This is a genomic window from Methylomonas stagni (genome assembly GCF_050154735.1).
Lineage (GTDB): Bacteria > Pseudomonadota > Gammaproteobacteria > Methylococcales > Methylomonadaceae > Methylomonas > Methylomonas koyamae_A.
The window spans coordinates 3,687,355-3,702,871 of the sequence record NZ_CP189557.1; the positions used below are offsets into that span (position 1 = coordinate 3,687,355).

Genomic DNA, 15,517 nt, shown 5'->3' on the forward strand with positions numbered 1-15,517 from the left:
TTATTTTTACTATTAACAAGTCGCAAAGCTGTGGAAAACCCGATTTACACAATATAAAACAAACGATTGTCTTGTACGTAACAAGGCGGCAATCTCGATCCATAGCCTGTTGACGATTTGTGGACAACGAGAGATGGCAACTTTATCCACAAGTTTCGTGCCAAGAGCGCCAGGTCCTAATGACAGGGTTTTCCACAATTGGTCGGCGTATTATCGTGGAAAAAGCTAGTGCGTGCTTGACGGTTTTCGTCACCCGCGCAAATCTCGAAAAACGAGTTCCACTGGCTTTGTCTGTCTGTTTACCGACTTTTCGTTTCGACCGTCTCGCGTCGAATTAATCAATAACAATGTAAAAGAAATATAGTTTATTACTGCTATTAGCAAGCCCTTTGGTTGTGGGTAAGCCCAATTTTAGAAGTGCTTTCATAGTCTTAGTGTCTGGCGAATCTTGTCTTTTCGGGTAGGTAACGCCTGTGCGGCAACTGTGGACAACTTCGAGTCTTGAAGTTATGCACAGCTGAACCACAATCTACTCGGGGGGATAAAGACAGGATAGTCAACAGCAGAAATGACGGTTTCTCGACGCGCGAATCGACGGTGTAGGCAATGGATTAGGCCGAAGATACCCGTTTGATTGGCGGCTGTTCGAGCGGGAAGGACTAATTTTTAGGGATTGGAGAAATAAGAAGTTTGCGACAAACATCGTTCGCGTTTCGGTCAAGCGGGTAATTCGAAAGATTGATGTCGGAATGACCGGTCTTTCCGCGCGAATGGGGATACGACCGAGAAACAGGAAGAGCGGTCGATGCCTGAACTTCGAGGTTTAGTGTTTGAGCCGGCGTGGTGGCTTTGGGCGGAAAGCGCCCGGAGTTGGCGGCAGCGAGCGATACCGCCCGCTGCAATGCTTAGTGCGACAGCGTGCGCAGCAGGTTTTTGTAGTCTTCCGCCATTTTGACGTCTTCGTCCTTGAGTTCGGCGACTCGTTTGCAAGCATTGATAACGGTGGTGTGGTCGCGGCCGCCGAAAGCATCGCCGATTTCCGGGTAGCTGTGCGAAGTCAGTTCCCTGGCTAAAGTCATGGCGATTTGTCTAGGGCGGGTAATCGACTGCTTGCGGTTTTTCGACGATAAGTCGGCGACCCGGATTTTGAAGTATTCGGCGACGGTTTTTTGGATATTGTCGATGCTGACCAGTTTGTCCTGCAAGCTGATCAAATCGTGCAAGGCTTCCTTGGTAAATTCGACGGTGATGTCGCGGCCGGTGAATTGCGAATTCGCGACCACCCGCCGTAGCGCGCCTTCCAAATCCCGCACGTTGGACGGAATGCGCTTGGCGATGAAAAAGGCCACGTCGTGGCTAAGGTCCACGCCAACCTGTTGGGCTTTCTTGATTAAAATAGCGGTGCGGGTTTCCAGGTCGGGCGGTTCTATCGCCACCGGCAAACCCCAACTGAAGCGGGACTTCAAACGGTCTTCCAGGCCCTCGATTTCTTTTGGGTACTTATCGCAAGTTAGTACCACCTGATGTTTTTGGTCGAGCAGATTATTAAAGGTGTGGAAAAACTCTTCCTGCGAACGTTCCTTGCCGGCCAGAAATTGAATATCGTCCATCAACAAAACATCGATGTTGCGATAGTAATCCTTGAAATGATTGATCTGGTTTTGTTGCAAGGCCTTGACCATATCCTGCACGAATTTTTCCGAATGCAGATAGACGATGTTGGCGTCCGGTTTTTTCTGCAGCACTGCATTGCCGATAGCGTGCATCAAATGGGTTTTGCCCAAGCCGGAACTGCCGTAAACAAAGAGCGGGTTGTATACCTTGCCGATGTTGTCGGAAACCGTGACCGACGCGGCGCGCGCCAATTGGTTGGATTTACCCTCGACGAAGCTTTCGAAGGTGAACGCCTTATTTAAAAAGTTGGGCTGGTTTTTTCTGAACCGGACTTTTGTTCAGCGTTTGCGTTTTGATCGCCGACGCTTTCTTGCTGCCGATTTCGAAATGCACCGCTAGCGTGGCGTTGGAAAATTCGTTGACCGCGTCTTCGATGCGGGTCAGAAAATGTTGCTTGATATGATCAATGATGAAGCGATTGGGCGCGAGCAGTTTTAACTGGCTGTCGGTTTCCACCGCTTGCAGTGGCCGGATCCACGTATTCAGGTCGGCGCCGGGAATTTCATGTTCCAGCTTGGCCAGGCAGTTGTTCCAAATCACACTCATTGGGGGTGTCTAAGACGTCTAAAAAAGACGGCAAATGATAGCACAGCGGCGGGATAGGGCTTGACTCTTGGTCGTTATCAGAAAAGAATGGCGGCCGCATCGATTTCCAGCTTTTTACAATGACTACCGGCAAACTTTACATCGTTTCCGCGCCTTCCGGCGCAGGGAAAACCAGTTTGGTCAAACGTTTGACCGCCGAACTGGACGGTCTGACCGTATCGATTTCGCATACGACGCGACCGATGCGGGTCGGCGAACAAAACGGCGTCGATTATTTTTTCGTGTCGCTGGACGAATTCAAAGCCATGATAGAACGGCAAGCCTTTCTTGAACACGCTCAGGTATTCGACAATTTCTATGGCACGGCCCAACGGACCGTCGAATTGGCGTTGGCGGACGGTACCGATGTGATTTTGGAAATCGATTGGCAAGGCGCTCAACAAGTTAGGAATATGCTGCCGGACAGCGAGTCTATCTTTGTCTTGCCGCCGTCGATCGAGATTTTAAAACAGCGCTTGCGCGGGCGCGGTCAGGATACCGAGGAAACCATCGCCCGCCGGATGCAAGACGCCGTCACCGAAATCAGCCACTATCCGGAATTCGATTATCTGGTGGTCAACGACGACTTCGAAACCGCGCTAAACCAATTAAAAAGCATCGTGATCGCCAACCGGGTCGCTCAGCGGCGACAACAGCAACAAATTGCCGGTTTGCTGGAAAACTTACTCAACTAACTATAGATAAGCCACATGAAGACCATCCATCCCAAATCAAAACTTATCGGCGCGGTTCTGCTATCCGTGGCGGCCTTGACGATCACCGCTTGTTCGGACGATAAGTCGCAGCCGGCCGGTTCGGAAAAATCCGCCGCCAAGGCCAAGGCGCCGGAGAAAAAACACGTAGAGCACGGCGAAGCCACCGACACCGCCAAGTTTCGATTCGAAAAGGAATTCGCGCAAAAGTGTACTGAACGCGAACTGCACAACTCGAACAACCCGGATGTGGATAAACCGCGCCTGGAAGAAAGCTGCGGTTGCATCGCTCGCCACATGTCCGAAGACTTGGCAGATACCGAAGCCGAAAAGTATTTGAAAGAACACGAAGATACCCACTCGCTGCAAATCAAGTTCGATGCGGCGGCCTATTTTTGCCTGCAAAACAAACCCTTACCCAAAGGTCCGCATTTGTTCGGCAAACCGTAACTGTTCAGAGGGCGCTTGGGTAAGTTGGTTACCATTGGCGTTAAGTTGAACGGTTACAGTCGATGTAAGCAGTTGACTAAGCGGAGTAGAAATAAGGCGTTGGCTGAGCGGAGCCGAAGCCAGCGATTTCGCTTCGACTCCGCTCAGCGAGCGGCGTAGCTGACGTTGAGGTGTTCATTCCCCTGCTCCGTCGGGAGAAGGCGTTTTTACTTCGCGCTGAATAGTTACGGCAAACCTTAGTATACCCAAACCGGTTTAGGCTGATGCTGGTCAACAATAAACCAGCATTCGCCGCCGAAACATAAGACCTGTGGGAGCGGCTTTAGCCGCGATTGACAGCATTCCGACACCGGATTGGGTGGCGGCGTCCGGTGACTTTTATAGTGAGGGCGGCTGGTGTTTCGACAAGTCTTTCCCCGCCTGGTCGAACGGCTCAATGCGAATAGCCCAGACAATTTCTAGCCGGAGCAATGAGTTCGGGATTCACGGAAAACGGTGGATTCCGTTTTTGGCGAGGTAGAAAAACCCTAAACCAATTATATTGTCCGGAGTCTCCTCGGGTTTTAACTTTATTTCACAGTCAACCGCTTGAAAACTAGTCTGCCGGAGAATGGCCGGAAATGCCCTTTTCCCTCGATTAGCGATAGCGATTTGCCAACGGATTTTTTCATCATGACCTCATCCAGCGAACTTTTTCTCAAGCTCAACAAGTCATTCCCGGCGGCGTCAACTCGCCGGTGCGGGCCTTCAAGGGTGTCGGTGGCACGCCGGTGTATTTCGATCGCGCTCAAGGCGCTTACGTTTGGGACGCCGAAGGCAAGCGCTATATCGATTACGTCGGCTCCTGGGGGCCGATGATTGTCGGCCACGCCTATCCGGCCGTGATCGATGCAGTCAAACTCAGCGCGGAAAAAGGTCTAAGTTTCGGCGCGCCGACCGAGATCGAAACGCTGATGGCGCAAACGGTTTGCGAGTTGCTGCCTTCGATAGAAATGATCCGCATGGTCAGCTCCGGCACCGAAGCCACCATGAGCGCGTTGCGCTTGGCGCGCGGTTACACCGGCCGCGACAAGATCGTCAAATTCGAAGGCTGCTATCACGGCCATTCCGATTCCTTATTAGTAAAAGCCGGTTCCGGCGCATTGACGCTGGGAGTACCCAGCTCGCCCGGCGTGCCGGCCGCGCTGGCCGCCGATACCATCACGCTGGCTTACAATGACAGCGACGCGGTGAAGCAGACCTTTGCCGAAGTCGGCGATAAAATCGCTTGCATCATCGTCGAACCGGTGGCCGGCAACATGAACTGCATTCCGCCGGAACCGGGCTTTTTACAAACCTTGCGGGAAGTCTGCGACCAGTACGGCAGCGTGTTGATCTTCGACGAAGTAATGACCGGCTTCCGCGTTGGTTTGCAAGGCGCACAAGGTCTGTACGGCATCAAACCGGATTTGACCACGCTCGGTAAAATCATCGGCGGCGGCTTGCCAGTCGGCGCTTTCGGCGGCAGCCGCAAGATCATGGAATATCTGGCACCGCTGGGCCCGGTTTATCAAGCCGGCACGCTGTCCGGGTGTCCTGTGGCGATGGCCGCCGGATTGAAAACCCTGGAATTGATTTCCGTATCCGGTTTCTACGAGGCCTTGACCGCCAAAACCACGCAATTGCTGGCCGGCTTGCAGAACGCCGCCGATCAGGCTGGCATCGCTTTCACCACCAATCAGGTCGGGGCGATGTTCGGATTGTTTTTCACTGAAGAAAAAACCGTCAGCCGTTTCGCGCAAGTGATGGCCTGTGACATCGAGAGCTTCAAACATTTCTTCCATGCGATGTTGGAACACGGAGTTTATCTGGCGCCGTCGGCGTTCGAGGCCGGTTTCGTTTCTGCCGCGCATATGGATGAGGATTTGCAGGCGACCGTAGATGCTGCGGCTGAGGTATTTAAGTACCTGCGGAATTGAATGTAGCGTATGGTTTCAATCCCTGAAAACTCACTCAGTTCTGATACACTGACACGCACATTGAAAGGAGATATGCAATGGCTACTGTGACTTTTGATACTCACAAATTTGTGCGTAAGTTGAAAGAAGCCGGTTTTGACGAAAAACAGGCGGAAGCTGTATCGGAAGCTTTTCGTGACGCCCAAACCGAAGCCGATCCGCTCACCAAAAAGGATGTGCAAATCGAGCTTGCGCCGGTCAAATCGGATTTATTGATCGTCAAATGGATGCTCGGCTTGGTATTTGCCGCCGAAGTCATGCCGCTGCTTGCCAAGCTTTTGGCTTGAACATACGCTGTGTTTATCTGGCTGATTTATAAGTTCGACGACCACTATATTTATATTTTTGCGATCGGCGGACATTGCGAACGACATCGATTGCCGCTGCGATGATTCGCGCAATGCTATTCAAGACGCTGCAAAAGTAATAACCGCGTCACATTTTTTTGTACCTTCCGGCGGGGATCGGCTTTCGCCGCGCAAGCGGCCGATCCGTCGCTTGTTCCCCCAATTCAACAATTTCGGAAGGTATCATGTCAGTCAAAAAATTCCGCCGCGCCGCGGCTTTCGGCATATTCGCCGCTTCCTCGCTGTTCGCCGCGACCGCTTCGGCGTCCACCGTGGCCGTTACCGAATGGATGTATAACGGTGACGAGTTTATCGAATTCACCAACCTGACCAACGCGGCCGTCGATTTCAGCGGCTGGAGTTACGACGACGACTCACGTTCTCCCGGCACGGTCAGTCTCTCGGCTTTCGGCTTAGTCGCGGCTGGCGAGTCAGTGATTCTGGCGGAAAACGATGCCGCTACGTTCAGGAGCCACTGGAATTTGTCGGCGTCGGTCAAAATCATTGGCGGTAACACGGTAAATCTCGGCCGCAACGACGAAATCAATCTTTATAACGCCGCCAACATGCTGATCGACCGGCTGAGTTACGGCGACGGCAATTTTCCCGGCACGATCCGTACTCAAAATGTCAGCGGCAATCCCGGCAACTTGGCCGTCTTGGATCAAGACAACGTAACTTCGGACTGGGTATTGTCTAGCGTAGGCGACAGTTTCGGCTCCATAGCCAGCGTGTCCGGCGAATTTGTCGCCAACCCCGGCAGATTCGCGTTGGCCCCGGCGGCCGTGCCGGTTCCGGCGGCGTTTCCGTTAATGTTGAGCGGATTGGCTCTGTTCTCGATAGGTCGTAAGAAACGCGCATAGGCTTCAGCTATCCCGTTTTGTTATTTATCTTTTTTCAGGAATTTAGACTATGAAACTCCAATCCTTGATCGGCGCAATCGCGCTGGCGGTCAGTGCCGGCGGCGTCCAAGCGGCAAGCTCTTTGAATTTGGCCAACTACCAATTAACTGGCAACTACGCGCTGGATACCTTGGGTGGTATCGGTCTGGAAGCCTCGGCGGTGACTTACGCCAGAGACCGCAACACGCTGTTCTTCGTCGGCGACGAAGGCCTCGGCGTCGTCGAAGTGTCGTTGACCGGGCAAACCCTGGGTTCCATGGCGTTCAATTGGGCGGGAACCGGGAGCAGCAATAACGATGCAGAAGGCCTGACCTATTTGGGCAATGGCCGGCTGGTCGTTGTCGACGAACGTCCGCAAGTGGCTTATCAATTTACCTACAGTGCCGGCGGCAGCGTGGCGCTAAACAATCAGCCGAAAGTGGCGATTACCGGCAGCACGGCCAGTGTCGGCAATGTCGGAACCGAAGGCATCAGCGTCGATCCGCGCGATGGCAGCTTTTACTCGGTCAAGCAAGACAATCCGGCGCAGTTGCGTAAAAGTACGCTGGACTTTGCGGTCGGCTACGGCACCGCATCGACGACGACGCTGTTTTCCGGTAGCGGTTCGTTGTTTGGCTTGAACAGTCTGTCCGACGTGCAAACCTTGTCCGCCGTCGATAGCTTGGCCGGCGGCGCGGGGGCCGACAACTTGCTGATTCTGAGTCTGGATTCAAAAATGTTGGTGGAATTGACGACGGCCGGTCAAATAGTCAGCAGCTTCGATCTGTCCTCCGTTACCCAGCAAGCCATCGAAGGCGTCACCGTGGATACGCTAGGCAACATCTACTTGGTTGCCGAGAACAACGGCAGCGCCTACCCCAACTCGCGCTTGTTCGTGCTGACGCCGACCGCGGTTCCGTTACCGGGCGCGTTGTGGTTGTTCGGTTCGGCCTTGGCCGGTATCCTCGCGGTTCGCCGTAAATCAGCCTAACCGGCGTTCCTTCATACAAGCCCGACGGCAGGCCGAATACTCCGGCTTGCCGTCGGGCGGTCCATCGTCCATCCTCCGCCAAACTGGCGAACCTCAGCTTGCCGTCGTCGCGCCGGTTTTTCCAGACTGTCGGCGCCGACTTCCCTTACAATTGACCGACTCGTCCAACCCGGTTCAATTCACCCCTCAAGCACGCGTCGGCGTTGCATCGAAAATGACATTCTTGGAAATCACTCCGTGGCTTTGGCCGGCTAGCCTAGCCGTTGCCGCATCGCTTGGCTACTTTATCGGCGCCCGCCTGATGGGCGCACGGCGCCAGACCCTGCAAGCGCAAATCGATCTGCAACAACAGGTTTTACAGCAACAAACCGTAAAGCTGGCGGTGGCCGAGGAAAGGCTAAGCCTATTGAATCGGCGCGAATCCGAGTTGCAAGCCTTGCAACAACAGCTTCTGGCATTGAAAACCGAAAACGCCGAACTTAATACCCGTCAGGAGGAGCAGCATAAACACAACGAAGAGAAAATCCGCCTACTGCAAGATGCGGAAAATCAGTTAAAAACCCAGTTCGAGAATCTGGCGCACAGGATCTTCGAAGAACGCGGCAAGCAGTTTGCCGAACATAACAAAGTCAGTATCGAAGGCTTGGTGGCGCCGTTGAAACAGCAACTCGGCGAATTCAAAAACCGGGTCGAAAGCGTCTACGACAACGAAACCAAGGATCGTATCTCGCTACGCGAGGAAATCGTCTCGCTACGCCGCGACACCGCCAAGATGAATCAGGAAGCGCTGAACCTGACCCGCGCCTTAAAAGGCGATCACAAGACTCAAGGCAATTGGGGCGAGATGATTCTGGAAAGGGTGCTGGAGCAATCCGGCTTGCGCAAAGGCATCGAATATGAAACTCAGGGTGCCTTCCGCGACGAAGATAACCGGTTGTTCAAACCCGATGTGATCGTCCGCCTGCCGGAAAACAAGGATGTCGTCATAGATTCCAAAGTTTCGTTGAACGCTTACGAGCGCTACTGTTCCAGCGAAGACGACGCTGAACGCAGCGAAGCCCTGAAACAACACGTCGAAGCGGTGCGCGCCCACATCAAAGGCTTGAGCGGCAAGGATTATTCCAGCCTGAAAGGCCTGCGTTCGCTGGACTTCGTACTGCTGTTCATGCCGATCGAAGCCGCCTTCATGGCCGCCTTTCAGGGCGACGAAAAGCTGTTCAACGACGCCTTCGAACACAAAATCGTCGTCGTCACCCCGACTACCTTGCTGGCAACATTACGCACGGTTCAAAACATCTGGCGTTACGAACAACAAAACGAGAATGCCCGCCTGATTGCCGACAAGGCCGGCGGTTTGTACGACAAGATCAGAGGTTTTGTCGAAGACATCGAAAAGCTCGGCAACCAGCTCAACACTGTCCACAAAACCTACGACGGCATCGTCAACAAACTCAGCAGCGGTAGCGGCAACTTGTTGCGCCAAGCCGGCGCACTCGAAGAATTGGGCGTTAAAGTGAAAAAGAAACTACCCAAGAGCCTGACCGAACAAATGGATGCGGACGCCGCCGAATGAGCCTGGACTATGCCACGCTGGAGCTGCTGAAACAAAACCATCCGGCCTGGCGGTTATTGCGCTCCGACCATGCGCCGCTGATCGCCGGCTTTCTGCACCGGGCCTTCGTCGCCCCCAATCAGCGTCTGATCGGTCAGGCCGATCTGGCCGAAGCGCTGGAAGATGAGTTGTTTGCGTTACGCGAACGGCTGGGTAACGATGCTTTCCCTAAGCCCGCGCTGGACTATCTGAACGACTGGGCCGGCAACGACAAGGCTTGGTTGCGCAAGTTTTACCGGCAAGGTTCCGACGAGCCGTTTTTCGACCTGACGCCAGCCACCGAAAAAGCCATCGCTTGGTTGGATAGCCTGACCGAACGCGCCTTCGTCGGCACCGAGTCCAGACTGTTGACCTTATTCGAGCTGCTCAAACAAATCAGCGCAGGCAGCGAGACCGACCCGGAAACCCGCATCGTCGAACTGGAAAAACGCCGTGCCGATCTCGATGCCGAAATCGCCCGCATCCGCGCCGGCGATCTGCAAGTGCTGGACGACACCGCGTTGAAGGACCGCTTCCAGCAATTCACCGGGCTGGCCCGTGAACTGCTGGGCGACTTTCGCGAAGTTGAACATAACTTTCGCGGCCTGGACCGGCGAGTGCGGGAGCGCATCGCTTTGTGGGAAGGCGGCAAGGGCGAATTGCTGCAAGACATCATGGGCGAACGCGACGCCATAGCCGACTCCGACCAAGGCCGCAGTTTCCGCGCCTTCTGGGATTTTCTAATGTCCAGCCGCCGCCAGGAAGAATTGTCGGCCTTGCTGGAACGGGTGTTGGCTTTGGAGCCTGTCGCCGAACTCAAGCCCGACGCCCGCATTCGCCGGGTGCATTACGATTGGTTGGAAGCCGGCGAGCATACCCAGCGCACCGTCGCCGAACTGAGCCGGCAATTGCGCCGCTTTCTCGACGACCAGGCCTGGCTGGAAAATCGCCGGATCATGGAAATCCTGCACGGCATCGAAGCCAAGGCCCTGGCCTTACGCGAAAATCAACCCGCCGGTGAAGTCATGATCATCGCCGAAGCCGCCGCCGACATCGAGCTGCCGATGGAACGGCCGCTACACACGCCACCGGTCAAACCGCGCATCGAAAGCATCATCCCGCAAACCGGCGACGAAGACCTGGACGCCGCCGCGCTGTTCTCGCAAATCGTCATCGACAAGACGCAACTGGCCCGCCACATCCGCCACGCCCTGCAAGACAAACCGCAAATCACGCTGGCCGAACTCTGCCGCGCCCGCCCGCTGCAACACGGCCTGGCGGAACTGGTCGCCTATCTGCAACTCGGCGGCGACAGCTTTAAAACCACGGTCGATGAAGGCGTGGAGGATGTGATCGTTTGGCAGGCTATGGATGGCGAAGGACGGGAATTAAGTAAACAGGCGAAGTTGCCAAGGGTGATTTTTGTCCGGTGACTGCTCAACAGTAGGTTGCGTTGCCACGATGCGGGGGTTTGCTATACTGGGTTAGTCAAATTACTTGGTCAAGGAGTATGCTTATGAGCACCTATACGCTTTATAACGCCAAAACCCATTTATCCAGCTTAGTCGAACAAGCATTTGCCGGTGAGGAAGTGATCATCGCCAAGGGCAAGGTGCCGTTGGTCAAGCTGGTGCCGATCACCGAAAGTCGTCCGCAACGGCGATTCGGCGCCATGAAAGGTCAAGCTCCGGTGACCGAAGCCTTCTTCGAGGCATTACCGGACGACGAATTGGATGCCTGGGCGCAATAGATGAAAGCGCTGCTGGATACCCATACTTTGTTGTGGTGGTTGGACGGCGACGAGAAGCTGTCTCCGATTGCAAAAGAATGGATTGCCGAGCCCAGCCACGTCGTGCTGATCAGCGCCGCTTCGGCCTGGGAGATCGCCACCAAGGTACGTGTCGGCAAATTGCCGGGTGCCGAAGCCGTGGTCGATAGCTACCAGGATTGCCTGAAGGAACAAGGTTTTACCCAGCTGGCTATCACAACCGACCACGCGTTGAGAGCCGGCAGCCTGCCCGGCCCGCACCGCGACCCTTTCGACCGAATGTTGATCGCCCAAGCTCAGGCCGAGAATATTGCCCTGATCAGCAATGAGGCGTTGTTCGATAGTTATGGGGTTAGGCGGATTTGGTGAATGGAGATCAGAAAATTCATGTTGCCCCGACTCGAATCAATTGAGGCATTTAAGTGGTGGGCTGAGCAAATAATGAGCTTATTAAGATCATGACAACCTTATCCATTCGATTGCCCGACGATATGGCCGAAAGGCTGAAACAGATTGCCAAAGTCCGCGACATCAGCCTCAACAAACTGATGTTCGAGTTACCCACCCAAGCCTTGGCGGAAGAAGAGGCCAGACAACGCTTCTTGGCCGCCCAGTTGCGAGGTGGCCCTAAGCGCGCTTTGCGGTTGTTGGACGAATTGGATGCGTTGGGGTTTTGAATAAGCCCGTAAATCGTTGGGCACATTAGTGGCAGCGTAATGCGCCGCATGATTAAAGGCCAACATGCGGCGCAATACGACGCCCTACGATTGCGCCTTAAGGCCTTTAACATAAACGTTTTATTTCATAAGGACATCTAATGGACATTGATAAGGCGATAGTGCTGGCAATAGACAACGTTCGTAAAGAAGGGCTTACCGATATATTCTCAACTCCATTCGAAGTCGCGTTGCTGAAAAATGAGCACTACCGAACTTTTTTGTTCAATCAGATTAAATCCAGAATTAATTCAAACTCACTGTCTGGCCTAAAGGTATATTCGATAAGTCACGTCTTTTTTCCAAAAAAAGATGCCTATGATTTTAGGCGAGCAGCGCTGATTCAGCCTGTTGATACTATCGTTTATTTAGCAATGGTAATAATGTACGCGGACATTATAGAAAAGCATCGAATAGAAAAGCGACACAATATAGTATTTTCATACCGTTTCAAACCAAAATCAGGTTACCTATTTGATCCTAAGTATAATTTCACATCATTTCAATCTCATGCTACGGAGAAACAGAAAAGCCGCCGAGTAAAGGTTTTAGTTAAATGCGATATTTCTAATTTCTACGATCGCTTAAATCTGCATCGCCTAGAGTCCACATTGCTCAGTCTACCCATAGATAAAAAGTGGGTGAAGCTAACAAATGAGCTGTTATTGTTTTGGGCCAACCGAGATTCTTATAGTCTTCCAATAGGTGGCAATGCAAGCCGAATATTAGCGGAAGCATCGCTGATTTCAGTAGATGATTACTTGCGCTCTTTAAAAGTCCAATTCTGCAGGTTTGTTGATGATTACCGTCTATTTGCACCAGACGCCAAGACTGCCCATGCTTGGCTTACAATTTTAGTAGAGCGCCTGTATTTGGAGGGTTTGACGATAAATCCAGCAAAAACAGTTATAGAAGATGTGTCCAAAAAGACTAAATCATCACCCGCTATAACAGAAGAAGCCAGGCAGGTTGCCAATGAACTTCGCCAAGGAAGAATTATAGTCGGATATACCGGAACAATCCCAACCAAATTTAGAGAATTATCAGAGCGAGAAATAAATGAATTAAAGGAAGTAGCTACAGAAGAATTGGAAGAAAAAATCACGTCGAATCAGATTTTGCAACCAGATGATGTTCGGAGATTTCTTAGAATTGTCGTGGCTAGTGATGACTACAACAAGCTTTCTTTATATAAATCTTTAGTTGAAAAATTCCCCCAGTTTACTCCATTACTTGTTGATTTATTGATTAAAAAAGAGTCTCAAATTCCAGTTGCATTAAAAGAATCGATTAAAGACTATTTCTCGGCCTTGTTAGAGGAAGGGGTGAAATATCCTGAATATATGTTGATTTCTGTCGTAAGGCTCCTCGGTTCGAAAGGCTTTGCTAATAGTGTTTCATTGATGGAGCTATTTAGGAGTTTAAAAAGAAATTCTGGTGCTTACGTAGGCAGAGCTGTACTAGATGCTCTTTCAGAAAATGCTAATCGGACAGATGTGTTGGAAATCCGCCAATATTATTCAAGGGCTGATCAATGGGAAAAGAGAGCAATCATTAAAATTGTTGATTCTGTACTTTCTGAGGAAGAGAAGAGACCTTGGTTAAAGAACGTTAAAGTACATTCAGCGGAAGATTATTTTGCAATTGAATCCTTCGATCCTAAGAAACAGAAATAACAAAAATTTAATAGTGCCATAAGGTAGTCAAGTTGATAACGCGATAACCTGCGCTATAGGATGCTGCCGTTAGGTGCATCGTTCGTGACCGTTGCGTCCACAAAGCTAGACACAATCAATTTTTGGCAGCGCACGTTATCGCGTTTATATCGGATTGCTACTGATCTGCGACGAACTCACCCGGGATGTCACGGGCGCCGTGGAGCACCCTGATAATGGTTACTTCTTGCTCAGTGGCACTAAAGAAAATCACGTAACGCGATAACGTGCGCCATAGGATGTTGCTGTTAGGCGCATCGTTCGCGACCGTTGCGCCCGCAATGCTCGACACAAGCTATTTGTTGCAGCGCACGTTATCGTGTTGTTTGGATGCAGGTCTGTCGCAGATGCTGAAGGGCCGTAGGATGCGGTAAACAACGTGCACCGCATCATTCGCGATTGGTGCGGTTCGTAAACTCACTCGCACCCTACGAGTAAATCGGGATCAACTGTTGCAAAATTTGACTGGCAAACTTTTGCCGCCGTCAGTTACGGAAGAAACACAGCCGTTCGCAATGGAAAGAATTCAGCTACCGGCCAGCAAGGGTCGGCTCCGCAAAGCATCCGTGATCAAATCCGCCTTATCCCCCAGCAACCGCCTCGCCAGCAAAGCCTGCATGTCCCGCCGGCCGTCGGCGATCAGATATACATAGGCTTGTCGGGCTATGATGCGATAGACGATGCGGTAGGGTTTGAAGAAGACTTGGCGGTATTCTTGTACACCGATGGCCGCGAGCTCTTTCGGGAAATTGCCGCGTTCCGGGAAACTCGCCAAATCGTCCAGCGTTTGCAACAACTTGTCCAAGACGGCGTCGGCATTGGCCGGTGTATCGAATTCGGCGATGTAATCGTACAGGCTTTCCAAATCCCGCTCGGCACCGCGAGTCAACAAGACTTGATAGGATGCTTCGGGCATTAGCTGCTAGTCTTTTTCGCGCGCAGTCGGGCGGCGACTTCGGCCACGGGTTTGACGTTGCCGCTCTCGATTTCCCGGTTGCCCAAAGCCAATACTTTCAATAAGGCCAGGGTTTCCTGGGTTTCCTCGTAGGAGGCCACGTCCTGCAATACCGCCTTGGCTTCGCCATTTTGGGTAATGACCAAAGGTTCGCGGCATTCGGCCAGTTTTAACAACACTTCGGCGGCGTTGGCTTTCAGGTAACTGATCGGTTTGACTTGAGATGAGTAACGCATGACTGCCTCGAACTTTTTAGAAAGGACTTAATATAGTCTTTAAAAAGTTCTGAGGCAATGCTTGCGCGTGTAAAGCAAGTAGGTTCGATTTCTCCGTGTCTTCCCCGTAAAATCCCCGACTTTATCCCAGCGATCCCAAACGCGATGACAGAAACCGAGCTCGAAGCCGCACCCCAATACGACCTGTCGGCCGTGGTCATTCCATTATTGAAAGGTGTGGTCTATCAGGAAAGCGACGGCGGTTTGTGGAATGCCTTGCTGAATCTACAGGCCAGGGTGCGGGACTACATCTCGGTGCTGGGTTTGGAATTGGTGTTGGACGAGGCCGAGGGTTATGCGTTCTTACGTTCGCGCCAGACGGACGTCGAAGACGACGATGCGGCACCCAAGTTGCCGCGTTTGATCGCGCGTCGGCCGTTGTCGTTTCCGGTCAGTTTGTTGCTGGCCTTGTTGCGCAAGCGCTTGGCCGAGTTTGACAAGGGCGGCGGCGAGACTCGGCTGGTGTTATCGCGCGAGGACATCGTCGAATTGATCCGGGTGTTTTTGCCGCAGCGTAGCAACGAGGCTAGGCTGATCGATCAGATCGAAACCCATATCAACAAGGTGGTCGAACTGGGTTTTTTGCGCAAGCTCAAGACCAGCACCAATCAAGCCGCCAGTTACGAGGTCAGGCGGATACTCAAGGCTTTTGTCGATGCGCAATGGTTGTCGGAATTGGATTCGCGGCTGGCGGAGTATCAGACGCAACTGGCCGGCGGTGCGGAGGGTGGCGAATGATTGGTTTTAAGCTTGATTCCCCTCACCCTAGCCCTCTCCCTCAGGGAGAGGGGACTTCCAGCCCGTTTTACGACGCCTTGCTTTGGAAAAAGGCTCAGGGCGTTTATCAACCAAAATCCAC

15 protein-coding genes and 1 pseudogene are annotated in these 15,517 nt (G+C 52.5%); 13 read left to right on the plus strand and 3 right to left on the minus strand.

The genetic code is table 11. The features are described from left to right. Positions 1-905: 905 nt before the first annotated feature. Positions 906-2,220 (minus strand): annotated as a pseudogene (dnaA, locus tag ACP4CD_RS16925) (chromosomal replication initiator protein DnaA). Positions 2,221-2,339: 119 nt separating this feature from the next. Here dnaA and gmk point away from each other — a divergent pair. The 12 genes from gmk to ACP4CD_RS16985 all read left to right on the plus strand — a co-directional run bounded on the left by gmk (position 2,340) and on the right by ACP4CD_RS16985 (position 13,389). Then, a complete protein-coding gene (gene gmk / locus ACP4CD_RS16930) occupies positions 2,340-2,954 on the plus strand; it encodes a guanylate kinase (RefSeq protein WP_064031438.1) in 615 nt (204 codons plus the stop codon). 15 nt (positions 2,955-2,969) lie between these two features. Continuing rightward, positions 2,970-3,422 (plus strand): hypothetical protein, encoded by a 453-nt coding sequence (locus tag ACP4CD_RS16935; RefSeq protein ID WP_426991747.1) that lies wholly within the window; start codon positions 2,970-2,972, stop codon positions 3,420-3,422. A 737-nt stretch (positions 3,423-4,159) separates the two neighbouring features. Continuing rightward, positions 4,160-5,380 (plus strand): glutamate-1-semialdehyde 2,1-aminomutase, encoded by a 1,221-nt coding sequence (hemL, locus tag ACP4CD_RS16940; RefSeq protein ID WP_426991749.1) that lies wholly within the window; start codon positions 4,160-4,162, stop codon positions 5,378-5,380. Between the two features lie 119 nt (positions 5,381-5,499). Continuing rightward, entirely contained in the window at positions 5,500-5,706 is a 207-nt protein-coding gene (locus ACP4CD_RS16945) for a DUF1640 domain-containing protein (RefSeq protein WP_426991751.1), read from the plus strand. A gap of 245 nt (positions 5,707-5,951) precedes the next feature. Next, positions 5,952-6,629, plus strand: coding sequence for a lamin tail domain-containing protein (locus ACP4CD_RS16950; RefSeq protein WP_071160830.1), 678 nt, complete (start codon positions 5,952-5,954; stop codon positions 6,627-6,629). A 49-nt stretch (positions 6,630-6,678) separates the two neighbouring features. Beyond that, the gene (locus ACP4CD_RS16955) at positions 6,679-7,638 is read left to right on the plus strand and encodes an SdiA-regulated domain-containing protein (protein ID WP_426991753.1); all 960 of its coding nucleotides are present in this window, start codon (positions 6,679-6,681) and stop codon (positions 7,636-7,638) included. Positions 7,639-7,852: 214 nt separating this feature from the next. Then, the gene (locus ACP4CD_RS16960; protein WP_426991755.1) at positions 7,853-9,211 is read left to right on the plus strand and encodes a DNA recombination protein RmuC; all 1,359 of its coding nucleotides are present in this window, start codon (positions 7,853-7,855) and stop codon (positions 9,209-9,211) included. After that, the gene (locus ACP4CD_RS16965) at positions 9,208-10,662 is read left to right on the plus strand and encodes a DUF3375 domain-containing protein (protein WP_426991756.1); all 1,455 of its coding nucleotides are present in this window, start codon (positions 9,208-9,210) and stop codon (positions 10,660-10,662) included. Before ACP4CD_RS16960 ends, ACP4CD_RS16965 begins: the two co-directional genes overlap by 4 nt. An 83-nt stretch (positions 10,663-10,745) precedes the next feature. Beyond that, positions 10,746-10,979, plus strand: coding sequence for a type II toxin-antitoxin system Phd/YefM family antitoxin (locus tag ACP4CD_RS16970; protein WP_064031447.1), 234 nt, complete (start codon positions 10,746-10,748; stop codon positions 10,977-10,979). Continuing rightward, a complete protein-coding gene (locus ACP4CD_RS16975) occupies positions 10,980-11,366 on the plus strand; it encodes a type II toxin-antitoxin system VapC family toxin (protein WP_426991757.1) in 387 nt (128 codons plus the stop codon). It begins immediately after the preceding gene. 89 nt (positions 11,367-11,455) lie between these two features. After that, positions 11,456-11,674: a CopG family ribbon-helix-helix protein gene (locus tag ACP4CD_RS16980; protein ID WP_426991758.1), complete on the plus strand. Its 219-nt coding sequence runs from the start codon at positions 11,456-11,458 to the stop codon at positions 11,672-11,674. Between the two features lie 140 nt (positions 11,675-11,814). Continuing rightward, positions 11,815-13,389, plus strand: a complete 1,575-nt coding sequence (locus tag ACP4CD_RS16985; RefSeq protein WP_426991759.1) for an RNA-directed DNA polymerase — start codon at positions 11,815-11,817, stop codon at positions 13,387-13,389. A 565-nt stretch (positions 13,390-13,954) separates the two neighbouring features. Here the strand turns inward: ACP4CD_RS16985 and ACP4CD_RS16990 are convergent. After that, a complete protein-coding gene (locus ACP4CD_RS16990) occupies positions 13,955-14,344 on the minus strand; it encodes a type II toxin-antitoxin system RelE/ParE family toxin (RefSeq protein WP_426991760.1) in 390 nt (129 codons plus the stop codon). Next, positions 14,344-14,619: a type II toxin-antitoxin system Phd/YefM family antitoxin gene (locus tag ACP4CD_RS16995; protein WP_426991762.1), complete on the minus strand. Its 276-nt coding sequence runs from the start codon at positions 14,617-14,619 to the stop codon at positions 14,344-14,346. Before ACP4CD_RS16995 ends, ACP4CD_RS16990 begins: the two co-directional genes overlap by 1 nt. Positions 14,620-14,763: 144 nt before the next feature. Between ACP4CD_RS16995 and ACP4CD_RS17000 the strand changes: the two genes are divergently transcribed. Beyond that, on the plus strand, positions 14,764-15,396 hold the full coding sequence (locus tag ACP4CD_RS17000; protein ID WP_313730920.1) for a DUF4194 domain-containing protein: 633 nt from the start codon (positions 14,764-14,766) through the stop codon (positions 15,394-15,396). The last annotated feature ends 121 nt before the right edge of the window (positions 15,397-15,517 follow it).

Coding starts and splice junctions, on each gene's coding strand:
- gmk (WP_064031438.1), top strand. CDS start 2,340: ATGACTACCGGCAAACTTTACATCGTTTCCGCGCCTTCCGGCGCAGGG.
- ACP4CD_RS16935 (WP_426991747.1), top strand. CDS start 2,970: ATGAAGACCATCCATCCCAAATCAAAACTTATCGGCGCGGTTCTGCTA.
- ACP4CD_RS16950 (WP_071160830.1), top strand. CDS start 5,952: ATGTCAGTCAAAAAATTCCGCCGCGCCGCGGCTTTCGGCATATTCGCC.
- ACP4CD_RS16955 (WP_426991753.1), top strand. CDS start 6,679: ATGAAACTCCAATCCTTGATCGGCGCAATCGCGCTGGCGGTCAGTGCC.
- ACP4CD_RS16960 (WP_426991755.1), top strand. CDS start 7,853: ATGACATTCTTGGAAATCACTCCGTGGCTTTGGCCGGCTAGCCTAGCC.
- ACP4CD_RS16965 (WP_426991756.1), top strand. CDS start 9,208: ATGAGCCTGGACTATGCCACGCTGGAGCTGCTGAAACAAAACCATCCG.
- ACP4CD_RS16970 (WP_064031447.1), top strand. CDS start 10,746: ATGAGCACCTATACGCTTTATAACGCCAAAACCCATTTATCCAGCTTA.
- ACP4CD_RS16975 (WP_426991757.1), top strand. CDS start 10,980: ATGAAAGCGCTGCTGGATACCCATACTTTGTTGTGGTGGTTGGACGGC.
- ACP4CD_RS16980 (WP_426991758.1), top strand. CDS start 11,456: ATGACAACCTTATCCATTCGATTGCCCGACGATATGGCCGAAAGGCTG.
- ACP4CD_RS16985 (WP_426991759.1), top strand. CDS start 11,815: ATGGACATTGATAAGGCGATAGTGCTGGCAATAGACAACGTTCGTAAA.
- ACP4CD_RS16990 (WP_426991760.1), bottom strand. CDS start 14,344: ATGCCCGAAGCATCCTATCAAGTCTTGTTGACTCGCGGTGCCGAGCGG.
- ACP4CD_RS16995 (WP_426991762.1), bottom strand. CDS start 14,619: ATGCGTTACTCATCTCAAGTCAAACCGATCAGTTACCTGAAAGCCAAC.
- ACP4CD_RS17000 (WP_313730920.1), top strand. CDS start 14,764: ATGACAGAAACCGAGCTCGAAGCCGCACCCCAATACGACCTGTCGGCC.